Origin of the sequence: Streptomyces sp. UG1, assembly GCF_049974585.1 — a bacterium.
GTDB lineage: Bacteria > Actinomycetota > Actinomycetes > Streptomycetales > Streptomycetaceae > Streptomyces.
In genome coordinates, this window is sequence record NZ_JBNGGG010000019.1 from 84,511 (window position 1) to 100,048 (window position 15,538).

Annotated in this window: 17 protein-coding genes and 2 pseudogenes; 13 read left to right on the top strand and 6 right to left on the bottom strand. The window is 68.5% G+C overall.

From position 1 onward, the window contains the following. Position 1 precedes the first annotated feature (1 nt). Both ACP4J3_RS21995 and ACP4J3_RS22000 read right to left on the bottom strand, forming a co-directional pair. Positions 2 to 1,108, bottom strand: coding sequence for an NAD(P)-dependent alcohol dehydrogenase (locus ACP4J3_RS21995; RefSeq protein WP_426536974.1), 1,107 nt, complete (start codon positions 1,106 to 1,108; stop codon positions 2 to 4). 23 nt (positions 1,109 to 1,131) lie between these two features. Then, a complete protein-coding gene (locus ACP4J3_RS22000) occupies positions 1,132 to 2,583 on the bottom strand; it encodes an aldehyde dehydrogenase family protein (protein WP_426536976.1) in 1,452 nt (483 codons plus the stop codon). Between the two features lie 103 nt (positions 2,584 to 2,686). Here ACP4J3_RS22000 and ACP4J3_RS22005 point away from each other — a divergent pair, with 103 nt between their 5' ends. Together ACP4J3_RS22005 and ACP4J3_RS22010 are read left to right on the top strand one after the other, a co-directional pair. Beyond that, entirely contained in the window at positions 2,687 to 3,124 is a 438-nt protein-coding gene (locus ACP4J3_RS22005) for a MarR family winged helix-turn-helix transcriptional regulator (protein WP_426536978.1), read from the top strand. A 171-nt stretch (positions 3,125 to 3,295) separates the two neighbouring features. Then, positions 3,296 to 3,676, top strand: a complete 381-nt coding sequence (locus tag ACP4J3_RS22010) for an anti-sigma factor antagonist (protein WP_426536980.1) — start codon at positions 3,296 to 3,298, stop codon at positions 3,674 to 3,676. A 9-nt stretch (positions 3,677 to 3,685) separates the two neighbouring features. On the opposite strand, the gene ACP4J3_RS22015 is transcribed toward ACP4J3_RS22010, so the two are convergent. Further along, positions 3,686 to 4,639 carry a ribose-phosphate diphosphokinase gene (locus tag ACP4J3_RS22015; RefSeq protein WP_426536982.1) on the bottom strand — a complete coding sequence of 318 codons (954 nt, stop codon included), beginning with the start codon at positions 4,637 to 4,639 and terminating at the stop codon, positions 3,686 to 3,688. Between the two features lie 148 nt (positions 4,640 to 4,787). On the opposite strand from ACP4J3_RS22015, the gene ACP4J3_RS22020 reads away from it, so the two are divergent. Both ACP4J3_RS22020 and ACP4J3_RS22025 read left to right on the top strand, forming a co-directional pair. After that, on the top strand, positions 4,788 to 5,450 hold the full coding sequence (locus ACP4J3_RS22020) for a DUF4230 domain-containing protein (protein ID WP_426536984.1): 663 nt from the start codon (positions 4,788 to 4,790) through the stop codon (positions 5,448 to 5,450). A 65-nt stretch (positions 5,451 to 5,515) separates the two neighbouring features. Further along, on the top strand, positions 5,516 to 6,196 hold the full coding sequence (locus tag ACP4J3_RS22025; protein ID WP_426536986.1) for a VanZ family protein: 681 nt from the start codon (positions 5,516 to 5,518) through the stop codon (positions 6,194 to 6,196). Positions 6,197 to 6,271: 75 nt separating this feature from the next. Here ACP4J3_RS22025 and ACP4J3_RS22030 read toward each other — a convergent pair whose 3' ends face one another. Then, a complete protein-coding gene (locus ACP4J3_RS22030) occupies positions 6,272 to 7,048 on the bottom strand; it encodes a sulfite exporter TauE/SafE family protein (RefSeq protein WP_426536988.1) in 777 nt (258 codons plus the stop codon). Positions 7,049 to 7,269: 221 nt separating this feature from the next. Between ACP4J3_RS22030 and ACP4J3_RS22035 the strand changes: the two are divergent. Continuing rightward, positions 7,270 to 8,112, top strand: a pseudogene (locus ACP4J3_RS22035) (glycoside hydrolase family 16 protein); the annotation flags it as partial. A gap of 97 nt (positions 8,113 to 8,209) precedes the next feature. Here the strand turns inward: ACP4J3_RS22035 and ACP4J3_RS22040 are convergent. Continuing rightward, positions 8,210 to 8,446, bottom strand: a complete 237-nt coding sequence (locus ACP4J3_RS22040; protein ID WP_426536990.1) for a hypothetical protein — start codon at positions 8,444 to 8,446, stop codon at positions 8,210 to 8,212. Between the two features lie 87 nt (positions 8,447 to 8,533). Here ACP4J3_RS22040 and ACP4J3_RS22045 point away from each other — a divergent pair. The 8 genes and pseudogenes from ACP4J3_RS22045 to ACP4J3_RS22080 form a co-directional block, all read left to right on the top strand. Further along, a pseudogene (locus ACP4J3_RS22045) lies at positions 8,534 to 8,950 on the top strand (PHP domain-containing protein); the annotation flags it as partial. After that, positions 8,925 to 10,550 (top strand): recombinase family protein, encoded by a 1,626-nt coding sequence (locus ACP4J3_RS22050; protein ID WP_426536992.1) that lies wholly within the window; start codon positions 8,925 to 8,927, stop codon positions 10,548 to 10,550. The pseudogene ACP4J3_RS22045 and the gene ACP4J3_RS22050, both read left to right, overlap by 26 nt. A gap of 160 nt (positions 10,551 to 10,710) precedes the next feature. Beyond that, positions 10,711 to 11,067: a hypothetical protein gene (locus ACP4J3_RS22055; RefSeq protein WP_426536994.1), complete on the top strand. Its 357-nt coding sequence runs from the start codon at positions 10,711 to 10,713 to the stop codon at positions 11,065 to 11,067. Then, on the top strand, positions 11,064 to 12,530 hold the full coding sequence (locus tag ACP4J3_RS22060; protein WP_426536996.1) for an AAA family ATPase: 1,467 nt from the start codon (positions 11,064 to 11,066) through the stop codon (positions 12,528 to 12,530). Before ACP4J3_RS22055 ends, ACP4J3_RS22060 begins: the two co-directional genes overlap by 4 nt. Positions 12,531 to 12,635: 105 nt before the next feature. After that, positions 12,636 to 12,938: a hypothetical protein gene (locus ACP4J3_RS22065; protein WP_426536998.1), complete on the top strand. Its 303-nt coding sequence runs from the start codon at positions 12,636 to 12,638 to the stop codon at positions 12,936 to 12,938. Beyond that, entirely contained in the window at positions 12,939 to 13,202 is a 264-nt protein-coding gene (locus tag ACP4J3_RS22070) for a hypothetical protein (RefSeq protein WP_426537000.1), read from the top strand. A 240-nt stretch (positions 13,203 to 13,442) separates the two neighbouring features. After that, complete coding sequence (locus tag ACP4J3_RS22075; protein ID WP_426537002.1) at positions 13,443 to 14,573, top strand: phage major capsid protein; 1,131 nt, start codon at positions 13,443 to 13,445, stop codon at positions 14,571 to 14,573. A gap of 208 nt (positions 14,574 to 14,781) precedes the next feature. Further along, the gene (locus ACP4J3_RS22080) at positions 14,782 to 14,955 is read left to right on the top strand and encodes a hypothetical protein (RefSeq protein WP_426537004.1); all 174 of its coding nucleotides are present in this window, start codon (positions 14,782 to 14,784) and stop codon (positions 14,953 to 14,955) included. Between the two features lie 89 nt (positions 14,956 to 15,044). Here the strand turns inward: ACP4J3_RS22080 and ACP4J3_RS22085 are convergent, their stop codons facing one another. Then, entirely contained in the window at positions 15,045 to 15,293 is a 249-nt protein-coding gene (locus ACP4J3_RS22085; RefSeq protein WP_426537006.1) for a hypothetical protein, read from the bottom strand. Between the last annotated feature and the right edge of the window lie 245 nt (positions 15,294 to 15,538).

Consider the following 15,538-nt stretch of genomic DNA (forward strand, 5'->3'; position numbering starts at 1 on the left):
GTCAGAACGTCAGCACGGGCTTGATCGCCTTGCCAGCGCCCATGTCCCGCACCGCCTGGTCGATGTCCGCGAACGGATAGCTACTGATCAGGCGGTGCAGCGGCAGCCGTCCGTCCTTCACCAGCTCGACGAGGGCCGGGATGAAGGCCTGGGTCTCGGCGTCGCCGAGGGTGAGCCCTACGACCCGCTTGCCGCCGAGCAGGCCGTTGACGTCCAGGGCGACCTCGGTGCCGAACGGCGGGGCGCCCACCACCACGAGGGTGCCGCGCAGCGCGAGGGCGTCGACGCCCTGGCGCAGCACGCCGACGTTGCCCGTGGTCTCCACGACGCCGTCGGCGCCCTGGCCGCCGGTGATCACGGCGATCGCGTCACCGAGGTCGGCCTCGCTCGCGTTGACGGTGTGGGTGGCGCCCAACTCCTTGGCCAGCGACAGGCGTTCGGCGACGCGGTCGACGGCGACGATCGTGGTCGCCGGGGTGAGGGCGGCGGCCATGACGGCCGACAGGCCCACGGCCCCGGCGCCGAGGACGACGACGGTGCTGCCGGTGACCGGCTTCAGCACGTTCCAGACGGCGCCGACCCCGGTCTGCACCCCGCAGCCCAGCGGGGCGATCGAGACGAGCGGCACGTCCGGGTCGACCTTCACCAGGCTGCGTTCGTCCACCAGAGCCCGCTCGGCGAAGGAGGACTGCCCGAAGAAGTGACCGCCGAGTTCCTCTCCGTCCCGGCTGATGGTGCCGGTGCCGTCGGCCCGCCGGCCGCCGATGAGGTTCAGCGGCAGCCAGGTCGCGCAGTACGCGGGGTGCCCGCCCCGGCAGTTGCGGCAGTCACCGCAGGAGGTGAAGGACAGCACGACGTGGTCGCCGGGCACGACTCCGGTCACGGACGGGCCGACGGCCTCGACGACGCCCGCGCCCTCGTGGCCGAGAACGCCGGGGAGCGGGAAGGGCAGCCCGCCGCTCGCCACGCCCAGGTCCGTGTGGCACAGGCCGGTCGCGACCATGCGGACGACGGCCTCGTGCGGTCCGGGTTCGTCGAGCTCGACGTCGGAGAGGGTGAACGGGGCTCCGCCGGACTCGACGACGGCGGCACGGGTGGGGATGGTCATCGGGATTCTCCTTGGCGGTGCGCTCAGTCGAGCGAGACGACGACGGACTTGGTCACGGCGTAGGCGTCGAGCGCCTCGGGCCCGTACTCGCGGCCGAAGCCGGAGTCCTTGACGCCGCCGAAGGGTACGGCGGGGTCGAGCATCGCCCAGTCGTTGACCCAGACGATGCCGGCCTGAAGCCGGTCGGCGACGCGGTGGGCGCGGGCCAGGTTGCCGGTCTGGACGCCCGAAGCCAGTCCGTACGGCGTGGAGTTGGCGAGCTCGACGGCCTCGTCCTCGGAGTCGAAGGGCTGAACGGTGAGGACCGGGCCGAAGATCTCCTCCTGGATCACCCGGGAGTCGTTCGCCAGGTCGGCGATCACGGTGGGCTTGTAGTAGTAGCCGCCGTCCAGGTCGAGGCGCTCACCGCCGCAGACGATGCGACCGCCCTCCTTGCGGGCGAGTTCTACGTACTCCTCGACCTTGCGCAGGTGCCGCTCCCCCGCCATCGGGCCGACGACGGTCTCGGGCTTGCCCGGGTCGCCGACCGGGACGCCGGGCACGGCGTCGGCGAGGATGCCGAGCACCGTGCTGTAGACCTGGCGCGCCACCAGCAGCCGCGGTGCGCCCATGCAGAACTGTCCGGTGTTGAAGACGAACCCCTTGATGATCGCGCCGACGGCCTTCTCCAGGTCGGCGTCCTCGAAGACGACGTGGGCCGCGTTGCCGCCGAGTTCCATGGTGACCGGCTTGAGCGCCTCCCCGGCGATGGCCGCGACCTTCCGGCCGACCGCGGTGGACCCGGTGAAGGCGACCTTGTCGACTCCGGGGTGCCGCAGCAGCGCCTCGCCGGCCGCGGGTCCGCCGGTGACGACGTTGACCACGCCGTCGGGGACACCGGCGCGCTTGAACAGGTCGGCCATGTACAGGGCGCTGAGCGGGGTCTCCTCGGCCGGCTTGTGCACCACCGTGTTGCCGACCGCGAGCGCCGGGGCGATCTTGGAGCCGGCCAGGATCAGCGGGAAGTTGTACGGCGTGATGGCCGCGACCACACCGAGCGGACGGCGCCGTACGTAGGCGAGGGCGTTCATGGGGGTGTCGCGGACCGAGCCGTCCAGGGCGTGGGCGAGGGCGGCGTAGTGCTCGAAGTCGTTGGCGGCGTTGGTGACGTCGACGGCGTGGGCGAGCGTGATCGGCTTGCCGACGTCACGGCTCTCCAGCTCGGCGATGGTGTCGGCGTTCTCCCGGATCAGCTCGGCGACGCGGTGCAGGACCCGGCCGCGCTCGCGACCGCTCAGCCCGGACCAGGCGCCGTCGTCGAAGGCGTCCCGCGCGGCGCGTACGGCCGCGTCCACGTCGGCGGCACCGGCGTCCGCGACGGTGGTGAGGACCGTGCCGCGGGACGGGTCGACCACCTCGGTGCGGGATGCGTCGACGGCCTCGCGCCACCGGCCCCCGATGAACAGCCGGCCGGGTTCGATCTCGAAGGTGGTCATCGCCACTCCTCAGCCTCATCGCCAAGATTTCAACCAACAGGTTTCCTGTTGGTCCGCAGTCTCTTTACAGACAGGTTTCCTGTCAATGCTCTAGGCTGAACTCATGCTCGACGCCCAGGCAACCAAGGCACCGCCGTCGCTTCTGTACATGGTGAAGCAGGTGGAGCTCGTCGTGCGCTCCCACCTGGACGAGCTGGTCAGGCCGTCCGGGATCACGGCGCTGCAGTACACCGCGCTCACCGTGCTGGAGAGACACGACGGACTGTCCGCCGCGCAGCTGGCGCGCGACTCCTTCGTCACGGCGCAGTCGATCGCCGATCTGGTACGCAGCCTGGAGACCCGTGGGCTCGTCCGCCGGGAGCGCAATCCGCGCAATCGCCGGGAGCTGCTGATCCTGCTGACCGACGCGGGCCGCGAACTGCTGACGCGGCACGAAGGGCCGATACGGGAGCTGGAGGCGCGGATGGTGCGCGACCTCACGGCCCATCAGACCGAGCAGTTCCGTCAGGCGCTGTCCAGGGCCTGGCACGCGCTGTCGTAGTCACCCACGGTCAGGTCACGTCCCGCACATCACGCGAAGCATCTGTCGCAATTCAAAGACATATGTCAATCGAACATGCTCAGATTCGCTCGATCGAGGGTAACTTGCAGTGCGGGGGCTGGATTTGAGCACCCGTCGCAAGTGAACAGGTTGGTTGGAGGCGATGTCGTCGTGCAGCAGGGTCCTGCGCCGTTCAGCCGGCATCTGCGCGTCCACCGGCACCGGGACCACACGGTGCTGGAGTTCCTCGGTGAGATCGACATCGCGGCCGCGGTGGAGATAGCCCCCTACCTGGACCGGGTGACGGCGCGCCCCGAGGCGCGGATCGTGATCGACCTGAGGAACATCGAGTTCTTCGACTGCTCGGGGCTGCGGCTGCTGTACCGGGCGCTCATCCGGACGCACGACCACGGCGGGCGGCTTCACCTGGTCTGCACCCACCCGCTGACCCTGCGCATGCTGCGGATCACCGGCCTGAACCGGCTGCTGCCCCCGCATCCGACGCCGGACGCGGCCCTGGGCCAGTCCGAGGCCACGTCCGGCACATTATGAGCCACCTGACTATTCGGTTCCCGGCGCGTCGAACAGGGCGCTGACGGACTCCCCGTTGTGAATACGGCGCACCGCCTCGGCCAGCGCCGGGCCGATGGACAGCACGCGCAGCTTCTCGGTGCGCTCGTCCGCCGGGATCGGCACCGTGTTGGTGCACACGATCTCCAGTACGTCCGGCTGCTCACCGATCCGCTTCAGCGCGCCGGCCGCGAACAGACCGTGCGTACAGGCCACCCGGATCGAGCGCGGCCCCAACTCCCGAAGCCGGTCCAGGAGTTCGAGCACCGTGCTGCCCTTGGCTATCTCGTCGTCCAGGATGATGACGTCCCGCCCGGTCACCTCGCCGATCACGGAGCTGATGCTGACCCGGTCGTCCGCGAACCGCTGCTTGGCACCGGCGGCCACCCGGGCGCCGATCAGCCGTGCGAAGGCGGCGGCCTCCTTGGCGTTGCCGAGGTCCGGCGAGACGACGGTCGTACGGCTCAGGTCGTACTGCCGGAAGTGCGCGGCGAGTTCGCGCAGCGCGTGCAGGTGGTCGACCGGCACCGTGAAGAAGCCGTGCACCTGGGGCGAGTGCAGGGTCATCGCGAGGACGCGGCTCGCGCCGGCCGACACCATCAGGTCGGCGACGAGCCGGCCGCCGAGTGAGATGCGGGGCGCGTCCTTCTTGTCGGAGCGGGCGTAGGAGTAGTGCGGCATGACGACGGTGATCCGGCGCGCGGAGGCGCCGCGCGCCGCGTCGCACATCAGCAACAGCTCCACCAGGTGTTCCTGGACCGGCCTGACCAGGGGCTGGATCAGGAAGACGTCCCGTTCCCGGCAGTTGGCCTGGAGCTGCACCTCCAGGCAGTCGTTGGCGAACCGGCTGACCCGGGTCGGGCTGAGCGGTACCCCCAGATGCGCACAGACCTCCGTCGCCAGTTCGGGGTGGGCACTACCGCTGAACACGGCGATCTCTCGCACGATCCGCTCCTCGCATGATCAATCCGGGTGGCGGACTCATGCTACTGACGAGCGCAGAAACGTTGCTCCGGGGTGGCAATCGGCCAACGGACAGGTCCGGCAAGGGGTTTGGGGGTACTTCGAACAGTAGGGAAGGAGGAACGTCGACATGACGACTTCCATCAAGCGCATCAACAAGCGCATGCCCGGCTGGGCGAAGGCGGTGAGCGCCCTGGTTCTGGTGCTCGTCGTCTTCTTCGCCGGGATCCGGCTGAGCGTGCTCCCCGGCCTCAAGGACCTGTTCGGCACCGAGACCAACGACCGTTCGGGTCCCGCACTGCTCCAGTCCATCCAGGACATCAGCCGTTACGACGCCGCCTCCGGCAACTTCCAGATCGTCGTGGATCTGGAGAAGGACGCCAAGTTCCTGCCCGACGCCATCCGCGGCAGCCGCACGCTGTACGTCGGCGCGGGCACCGTGGACGCCTATGTCGACCTCGGAAAGGTCGGCGACGACGACGTCACGGTCAACGACGACCGTACGTCCGCCACGCTCCGCCTGCCGCACGCCGCCCTGGGCAAACCGTCCCTCGACCCCGACCGCTCCTACGCCGTCTCCAAGCAGCGCGGCCTGCTCGACCGCATCGGCGATCTGTTCTCGGACAACCCGAACAGCGAACAGGCCGTGCAGAAGCTGGCGGTCCGGCACATCGGCGACGCCGCCAAGGAGAGCGGGCTGACCGCACGCGCGGAGACCAACACCACCGACATGCTCAAGGGACTCCTGCACTCCCTCGGCTTCAAGGAGGTGAAGGTGACCTACACGACCTGACATCTGCCATGCGATACCGGGGTAATCCCCTTACTACGAAGGGAAGTTGAAGACTGGAGGATCGCATGGCCCGTGCAACCTCACGTTCGCGCGCCGCGAAGCACCCCGGCACTCCCACCAAGTCCACAGGCACCACCAAGTCATCCGCGGGCGGCGGCAAGTCCGCCAAGGGCGGCGCGAAGCCGGCGGGTGGCGGTGCCAAGCCGAAGGGCTCCGCCAAGCCGAAAGGGTCCGCCGAGTCGAAGGGGTCCGCCAAGTCGGGGCGGGCCCCTCGACCGGGGCGAAGTCCGCTGCGCCTGCTCGCCCGTCTGCTGGCGATGCTGTGCGCCTTCGCGTTCATGGTCGCCTTCGCCGTCGTCCTGGCGAGGCTGACCCTGCAGCCCTCACCCGCGTCGGAGGCCCTGACGCACACCAACCTGCGCCCGGGCCGCTCGCTGCGGGCCTATCTGGACCAGCCCGAACTGCGTGACGCCGTCCGGCAGATCGGCGGCAATCTGCTGCTGGGAGTGCCGTTCGGCATCCTGGTCCCGGTCCTCGCCCCGAAGACCCGCGGCGTCCTGCGGGTCCTGCTGCTGACGGCGACCGTGATGCTCCTGGTCGAGTTCGCACAGGGCGCGCTGGTCACGGGGCGCGCCTTCGACATCGACGACGTCATCCTCAACACCACCGGAGCCCTGGTCGGCTACGTCCTGCTGGGACGGCGACTGAGCCGCGCGGTGCACGCCCGGGAGCCGCGCTCCTCCTAGGCCCGGTCGTCAAATTCCCGTCATCCACCCGAAGGGCGGGCCGCGCGGCGGCAGGCGGGAATTTGGCGGCAGGGCCTAGCGCAGCACGAGCTGGACGATGGCCATCGTGCCGACCACGACGATGAACGCGCGCAGCACGGCGGGTGGCAGGCGGCGGCCCAGGGTGGCCCCGAGATGGCCGCCGGCCGCCGACCCGGTCGCCAGGAGGAGCACGGCCGTCCAGTCGAACTCGGCGACGACGAGGAAGAACAGCGCGGCGACGGAGTTGACCACGGCGACGAGCACGTTCTTGACCGCGGTGAGGCGTTGCAGGCCGTCGTCGAGGAGCATGCCCATCAGGGCGACGTAGATGATGCCCTGAGCCGCCGAGAAGTAGCCGCCGTAGACGCTGGCCAGGGTCAGGCCGGCGAGCAGGGGGAGGCCGCCGTCGGGGCGTGTGGAGCTGCCCTCGCGCGCCCTGCGGTCGCGCAGTCTCCTGCTGATCAGCGGCTGGAGGACGACCAGCACCAGGGCCAGGCCGACCAGGACCGGCACGATGCGTTCGAACGCCGAGGCGGGCAGGGCCAGCAGGAGCGTCGCCCCGGTGAGTCCGCCGAGGCCGGCGCCGGCGCCCCACTTCAGGATGCGTCGGCGCTGGCCGCGCAGTTCACGCCGGTAGCCGATGGCGCCGCTGATCGAGCCGGGGATCAGACCGAGCGCGTTGGAGACCGTGGCGGTGACGGGCGGCAGGCCGGTCGCGAGCAGGACCGGGAACGTGATGAGCGTCCCCGAGCCGACCACGGCGTTGACGGCGCCGGCGGCCGTCCCCGCGCCCAGGACGGCGAGCAGCTCACCGATATGTGCGGCGTTCATGGCGAGAAGCCTAGGAATTCACCAGTTCGGCGGCCGACGAAGAGTGCCCGCGCAGGCAGGCGCCGGCCGCCGCCACGACCGGCACATACCCCAACCCCTGGTCCGTACCAAGGTATTGACGCCCTCTTACTTCACTCCTTAAATCAAGTGGCGACACCTTCACCCCCCACCTCGGCCGGCGAACCCGTCCCTCGGGTCGCCGCCGTACGGAAGGAAGCGCGATGGCCTCCCCACGCCTGCCCCGCACCGCTCTCCTCGCCACCCTGTCGGCCGTCCTGGTCGCGTCCGCCGCGATCGGCCCGGCGCAGGCGGAGCAACCCGGCGCCTCGGCGGCGGCGGTGACGTTCTCCGACACCTTCGACGGGCCCGCGGGCGCCGCGGTCGACTCCTCGAAGTGGCAGATCGAGACCGGCGACAACGTCAACAACCACGAGCGGCAGTACTACACCTCGGGCAACAAGAACGCGGCCCTGGACGGCCAGGGCCACCTGGTGATCACCGCACGGAAGGAGAACCCGGCCAACTACCAGTGCTGGTACGGCACTTGCGAGTACACCTCGGCCCGGCTGAACACCGCCGGGAAGTTCACCGCCCAGTACGGACACATCGAGGCGCGGATCAAGGTGCCGCGCGGACAGGGCATGTGGCCGGCGTTCTGGATGCTGGGCACACCGGTCAACTGGCCGGACTCGGGCGAGATCGACATCATGGAGAACGTCGGCTTCGAGCCCTCGACCGTGCACGGCACCCTCCACGGCCCCGGCTACTCGGGCTCGGGCGGCATCGGCGCCGCGTACTCCCTCCCCAACGGGCAGGCCTTCGCCGACGCGTTCCACACCTTCGCCGTCGACTGGGCGCCCGACTCCATCACCTGGTCCGTGGACGGCAACGTCTACCAGCGGCGCACCCCCGCCGACCTGGGCGGCAGGCAGTGGGTCTTCAACAAGCCGTTCTTCCTGATCCTGAACCTCGCGGTGGGCGGCTACTGGCCCGGCGACCCGGACGGCTCCACCGTCTTCCCGCAGCAACTGGTGGTGGACCACGTCTCGGTGACGACCGGCGAGTAGCTCCGCCGACGGCACGCCCGTGCGGCCCCACTGCCGCGACGGCACGGTCGGCCGACCGTGGGACTGCGCCGACGGCACCCGTCAGCGACGCGGGCTAATGGTGACGCCAGGTGAACTTGTCGCCGCCGACCCAGCGGATCACATCCGGGTCGTCCAGGTCGTGGACCGTGATGCCGAAGGCGGCGGCGGTCTCCAGGACGTCGGTGACGGCCCTGGCCGATCCGACGACGACACCGTCGATCTCCATGATCCGGAACGGAGGCGTACCCGGCTGAACCCCGAGCACCAGGATCCGCGGCTGAGAGATGTGCGGGCTCGCGATTTCGGTCATGCATAGAGCGTAGAGCGCAACGCGCGTCAACGGATCCTTCGGGTCAAAAGGGTCAGAGCCGGGGAACCCTGGAGGTGGAGGTGGCCGATGGATCCCGTGGAGGCGCTGAACCGGATCGCCTTTCTGCTGGAGCGGTCCCTGGAGCCGACGTATCGCGTACGCGCCTTCCGCACGGCGGCAAGGGTGCTCGCGGAGCTGCCCGAGGACGAGGTACGGGCGCGGGCGCGGGCCGGGACGCTGGAGTCACTGCGGGGTGTGGGGCCGAAGACGGCGAAGGTGGTGCGGGAGGCGCTGGCCGGCCAGGTGCCCGGATATCTGACGGATCTGGAGGGCCGCCCCGGTGTGGAGCCGCCCGAGAGCGGCCGGCGCCTGTGGGAGCTGCTGCGCGGGGACTGCCATCTGCACTCCGACTGGTCGGATCTACTGATCACAAGCCCTGTTTTGATCAGGAGATCCGCCGCACAGTGGGTGCAGGTGAATGACTGTGCTGCACATCGACCCCGGAACCCCCGCCTTGCTCGTCCGCCGCCTTAGCCGGACCAATGAGTCCAGCAGCTCTCTGGAGCGGCAGGCAGCCGACCTGAGTCGCGCTGTCCTGGATTTGTCCCTGGCCGTCGTCGGCGACGTGGAAGACCCGGACGTGTCCGGCGCCGTCGCCCCCGCCGAGCGGCCCAAGCTGGGGCCGTGGATGCTGTCACCGCTGTGGGAGTCGTGGCGGGTGATCATGGTCACCGACCTGGACCGGCTCACCCGCGAGCAGTACGCGTGGGAGGTCTTCGCCGAGCGGTGCCACCAGGGCGGCAAGGAGATCATCTGCCTCAGCGACCCCAACCTCGACATCCATACCCCTGTAGGCCGGTGGACCGCGTACGGCCGGGCCACCATGGCGATGGAGTACCGGCAGGCGCTGGTCCGGAAGCGGCTCAACCAGCGTGCGTACTACCGGCAGGAAGACCTCTGGCCGGGTGGCTCATGGCCCTTCGGGTACAGGGCCGAGGACTTCACCCGCGACGGCAAGAAGCGGTTTCGGCTGGTCCCGGATGCGGTGACCGCGCCGCTAGTACGGGAGGCCTACGAGAAGATCGTCGACCAGGGCTGGTCGATGCGGATGCTTGCGGCGGACTGGGAGCTGCGCGGCGTCCCCACCAGCCGTGACCACCAACTCATCGCGTCCGGCAGGGTGCCCGAGAAGCGTCGCCGCTGGGCGGGTACAGCGATGACCAAGATCCTTCGCTCTCCGGTCCTGAAGGGCATCGCCATGCACCAGGGCGAGCCACTGCTACGTGACGGCCTGCCGGTGCGCTGGGCGGACCCCCTGCTCACAGACGTCGAATTCGACCGGCTCCAGGGTGCGCTGGACATCCTCCGGCTTCGCCATCCTGGCGGGAGGGGCGACGTGTCGCCCATCAACGGCGTGTTCTTCTGCGGCTGCGGGCGCAAGCTGCACGAGGCCCCCCGCCCCGAGGACTCCGGCCGTCGTTCCCACCTGCGCTGCGCGTCGGTGTCGAGCGGCGAGGACTGCCCGTTCAAGTCGTCGTATTGGCCGCGAGACCCCACGCTGCGCATGGCTGAACGGGTGTTTCTCGACAAGTTGGGCGCCGAGGAGGTCATGGAGCGGCGGTACATACCCGGCGCCGACAACCGGCAGCGGATCACCGAGCTGGAGACTGCCATCCATAACCTGGCACAGTCCGTCGCCCAGACATCGTCGGAGGAGGTGCGCGCCGCGCTGGTCTCGACGATGGAGCAGCACGCCGCGCGCGCCGAGGAACTTCGGCAGGAGCCGGTGGTTCCGCCCCGCTGGGACGAGGTCGGCACCGGCCAGACCTTCGCCGACCGGTGGGCGTCCATGGACAGCTGGGGCGAGCGGGGGCCGTTCCTCCGGAACCTGGGTATGCGCTGCTATCTCCTCGGCTTGCCTAAGGGCTATCACGATGCGCTGATCTTCACCCCCCGCGACGCGCTCACCTACGCGCGGGACGCGGCGTCCGGGATGCCCGTGAGCGAAGACTTCGACGCCATCGCGCGGGCCGCCGTCACGCAGGCCCTCGCCGAGGGAATCGCGGAGATGGAGCGCGGGATCCACGCGCACGCCGGTTCCTGACCACCGGAGGGCGCTTGACACAGTTTGTAACGTTTGGTGCAGGTTCCGCCACGTCTGTCCATCCCGCCTCTGCGGGGGCTGAACGGAGCGACCTGAGTAAGACGGAGCCCCGGGGACCACACCCCGGGGCTTCCGACAACCGCTAAACAAGGTGAATATCGTGTTCAAGTACAACCATACCACCGGTAACACCCCTGGTAAGAGCCCCTGCTGCCACTTCTGTACGGACAGGGGCGCCGCCTGGGCCTACCCGGCCGAGACCTTCACCCGCCGCCTCGTCGACGGCGTCCACGTCGTCCTGGACGGCCCGTGGCGTGCCTGTACGGCCTGTCACCGGCTGATCGAGGCCGACACGTGGGCGAAGCTTCGGCGGCGCTCCCTCGCGTTCCACCGAGCCGTGTACGGGCCGCTGACGCCCGCCGAGGACATCGCGATCGCCGCCGACCTGGCACCGCTGTGGATGGCCTTCCGGGCGCGCCGCACCGGCCCCGCTGAGCGGATCGGCGGTGTGGTGTGAACCAGCCCCTGTGCCCGTTGTCCCTTGAGGCCCTGGCCGACAGCTACATCGCCGCGAAGACCGATCCGCAGAAGGCCGGCATCGCTCTGATCGCCGAGGCTCACGGCCAGAGGAACGACTTCATGGCCATGGCGCAGGACGCGGCTCGTCGTGAGGCCGCCCTCCGCGAGAGCAGCATCCGCCGGGAGATCGAGCGCCTTGACTCCCTCGACGAGGTGCGGCGCCGTCGCCGTGCCGAGAAGACCGCGAAGCTGCGGAGCGCGGAACTCTCGGAGGAGGACGAGGAACGTCTTACGCAGATGCTCGCTGGCCTCTACGACACCTACCGGCTCGACGAGCTTGAGAAGCCCGTCTGGCTGGTCGACGGCATCGTGCAGAAGGGCAAGCTGGCACGGCTCAACGGACCGCCGAAGAGCCTCAAGAGCTTCGTCATGCTCGATATCTGCGGGTGCGTTGGGAGCGGTGTCCCGTCGTGGCACGGCAGGCCCGTGACGTCCGTCAAGGTGCTGTACGTGGTGGCGGAGGGGGCGACCGGCATCACCGACCGTGTGCGGGCGTGGGAGGCGGTGAACGGCCGCAGGATGACGGGCGTCGACTGGTACCCGCGCCCGGTACAGCTCGGGGACGAGGACGAGGTGCGGCTGCTGATCAGGTTCGTGAAGCGCGGCGAGTTCGGTCTGGTCGTGCTCGACACACAGGCCCGGTGCACGCTGGGCGTCTCCGAGAACGACGCCACCGAGATGGGTGCCGTGGTGGACGCCTTGGGTGTGGTGCAGGAGGCGACCGGGGCGACGTGTTGGCTCGTCCACCACACGCCCGACGCCGACCCCATGAAGGGGCGCGGTTCGAACGCCGTCCTGGGCGGGGTCGACGCTGAGTTCGCCGTGAAGCGGGATCGGAAGACGGACACCGTCACCCTCCTCAACACGGCGCAGAAGGATGCGGCGGAGGCGGCGCCCGTCACGCTGACGTACACGGTCAGGGGGGGCGTCGCTGGTGCTCGGACTGCCGGGCGGCGGCGAGGCGCACGTGCCGAACGTGACCGATCAGCAGAGGACCGTGCTCGTGGCCATGGCGGAGTTCGGGGAGCTGGGCGGTTCGCCCACCGATCTGGCTCGCGAGTGCGGGTGGAGGGACGGGCGCGGCAAAGCGCAGAAGGCGATCGCCGGGCTCATGAGCAAGGAGCTGGCCGAGAAGGTGCCGGGGGGCAGCCGCTACCGCCCGGCGGGAGCTGGATGGCACATCGTCAACATGGGCGCCCAGTCGTCCATCGGCGACTTCACGTGAAGATGGCAAAGATCATCATCAAAGATCGTTCCCGTACCCAAACGGAGGGATACGAAAGGCGTCCCGTATCCCTCTTCGTATCCCTTGATCGTATTCCTGTAACCGGCTCGTATCCGAAATCCGTATCCCTTCTGACCAGCACGTATCCCTTGCGTATACCTGACGGCACGTCATAACACCTAACCCGTATCCCTGCGGAGGGGGGTCTATATAGGACCCCCCGTAGGTACGGAGGGATACGGACGACACCAACGACTCAAAGGAGAAGCTGACGGGACCCGATGACCGACACCAATGACCTGAACGACCAGGACTGCATACCCCCGCCCAACCGCCCTGACGAGCCGCTGGCCGCCTCCCAGGCCGCCCTCGGCCTCGGCCTCCACACGGCCGCTGGAAAGCCCCTCGACCCGGCCGCCGCCGACACCGACAGCCCGGCGACCGGCGACCCGGTGCCCTGGTCCGAGTACAAAGCCCGCCGGAGGGCGGAGCGCCCGTCGTGCCCGCTGTGCTCCTCGCTGGCCGACGCGGGTCATCACGACCGCTCCTGCGCGATTCGAACCGCAACACAAAGGAGGAAGTAAATGTTGTCCCCTCAGCCGTTTCATGATGATCTCAATGAGGCCGCCATGGCCAACTTCACCGACGACGAAAAACTGCGGCACATGACGGAACTCGTCGACTGGGTGAAGTCGCGGGGGAAGGGAAATGCCTGGGAGGCTCTCGCCCTCGGCATGCGAGTGAAGGCCGTCGAGCTGAAGTATTCCGGAGATCCCACTTGGGTTCTGTGGGGCGTTCGCGCCGGGGTCCTGTCCGACCTGGCCGCTATCGAGGAAATGGGCGGTTGACATTCCGGGTATAATACCTGGTAGTGATCCTCGGTTGAAGGGGGTCGTCGTGGAAAACGCGCCGTAGCGCGAATCCGACGACCCTCTCCGGCTGGACGGAACCCGGTCGACCGGGCGGACTGGCTTTCCGCATCCGGTGGCCGCGCGGTCGTAACCGCGAAAGCCCGGCGGACGTTCGTGGACGTTCCTACGGAGAAGCGAAGCCTCTACTTTCCCTTTGCTCCGTAAAGGAACACGATCATGAGCATTTTCCCAGCCCTTGAGGCGAAAAAGCAGGAACTTAAGCGGGCCCTGGAAGACCTCGGGTCTCCCGCAAGTTGGAGGCGCGACGACGTCGAGCGCATCCAACGGCTGAACTCCGAAATCGACGAGCTGAGGGGACTGAAGTCCCGGGCCTGCGGTGTCGAGTACGGCGACGGCGCCCGCCTCGACGTCGGCCACAGCTACAGCGGAAAGCTCGGGGGCGGCTCGTCCATCACCGCAGCCGGCGTCCGCGACTGGGCCGAATCCACCGCAAAGGCCATGACCAAGCGGGCCGATGAGTTCGGAACCAAAGCCCTGGCCGCCGGTTCGTTCGATGCGCCCGGAATGGTCCGCACCGGCGTCTTCACGACCCCGACGAATCCGTCGCGTTTGCTTGACCTGGTCATTGACCGGCGGCAGGTTCCGTCGAATGAATTCGAATACTTGCGCCAGACGGTGCGGACTGATGCGGCGGCGGCTGTTGCGGATAACGCAGTCAAGCCGACCAGTACCTTCACCGTGACCTCGATTCAGGACCGCGTGAGGGTTTACGCGCATTTGAGTGAGGCCGTGCCGCAGCGCATCTTCGCCGACCATCGCGAAATCGAGCGGTTCCTCTCCGATGAAATGGCCCGGGGGGTTCTGGACGCCCTGGAGGCGGATATCGTTTCCGGAGCGACCGGCGGCGAGAACGTCGTCGGAATTCTGGAGACTTCCGGAATCGGGAGTACCGCGTTCTCTGTTTCCGTGCCTCAGACCTTGCGCAATGCGAGGACTGCCATGGAGGCGGCACACGAGCAGCCCACTGCCTGGGTTTTGCACCCGGATGACGCGGAAGTACTCGACCTGCTGTCAACGGCGGACGGGGAGTACATCGTGGATTCGAGCGGCTACGCCAACATCTTCGGGAACATTCCGAAGGTGATCACCACCAGCGTGCCCTCGGGTACCGCGCTGCTCGGCGATTTCCGGCAGGCCACCCTCTATGTTCGGCAGGACATCACCCTGGACGTCGATAACTCGGGTGATCTCTTCAAGAAGAACCAGTTGATCATGCGTGGCGAGGGCCGGTTTGGGTGGGCGGTCAATCGGCCGGCGGCCTTCCGTGAAATCGACCTGACCGCGTAAACAAAAGCCGCCGCCATCCATCCTCGTCCGTGGGCGGCGGAATTCGGCGGGGGCCTCTCCGTGGCTCTCCGGCCCCTGCCGAAGCCTCCGCGTCGCGTATGGGCGCTACGAAGCCCAGGACCGCCCGTCGTCCAGCGGTCCGCGCGAGGCGGAGGCGCGAACCCCTCCTTCTGTGACACCGACACCGATATGGACAAGCGACACCGACATGGACAGCAACACCGACACCGACGACGACAAGCGTCGACACGAACTCTTCCTGAGTCGAAATGGCCTGACACAGGATCAGTTCCTCGCCCTCGCCCGCGTCTATGGTGACGAAGCCATGGCCCACTGGGTGCGCGCCGTGACCGACCCGCCCGACCCCAACATCGTCGTGTAGCCGCCATCCCCTGCCACCGCCTAGTGGTTGGCCTGGCTACGCCCACCCCTTGCACCATGCCAACACGCCAACGACCAATGCTTGCAAAGTCAGAATATTCTCATTGCTTTGAATGCAATTTTCTTTTGTTTGCTTTGATTTAATTCATCTCTTGATTCACCTCTTTCTTCTCTGACTTCAACACACACAAAATTCAACAGTGTTCGGCCTCGGCCGCCCGCGTTCCACTGCACGGCCCGCGCCCGTGCCCGCCTGGCCTGTCGCCGCTGTTGCCTGGCGTCACGGGCGCCGTCATCACCGGCGTAACGAGCGTCGTCGCCGTCGCCGTCGTCGGTCACCGGCGTCACCTCTACCCGTCGCCGCCGTCACCGGTGCCGACGCAATCGGTGCCGACGTCACGGGCGTCACCGCCGCCGTCGCGTCACCGGCGTCGCCGTCGCTGTGGACGCCGTCGCCCGGCCTGGCCCGTCGCGAGGCGGCCAGCGCTGCGCCCTCTGGCCCGCCGCCGGGCAGCGGCACCCCACACCGGCACCCTCCCGGCATCGGCGTCCACAGCGCGCAACGGCGTCGGCACCGGCAACAG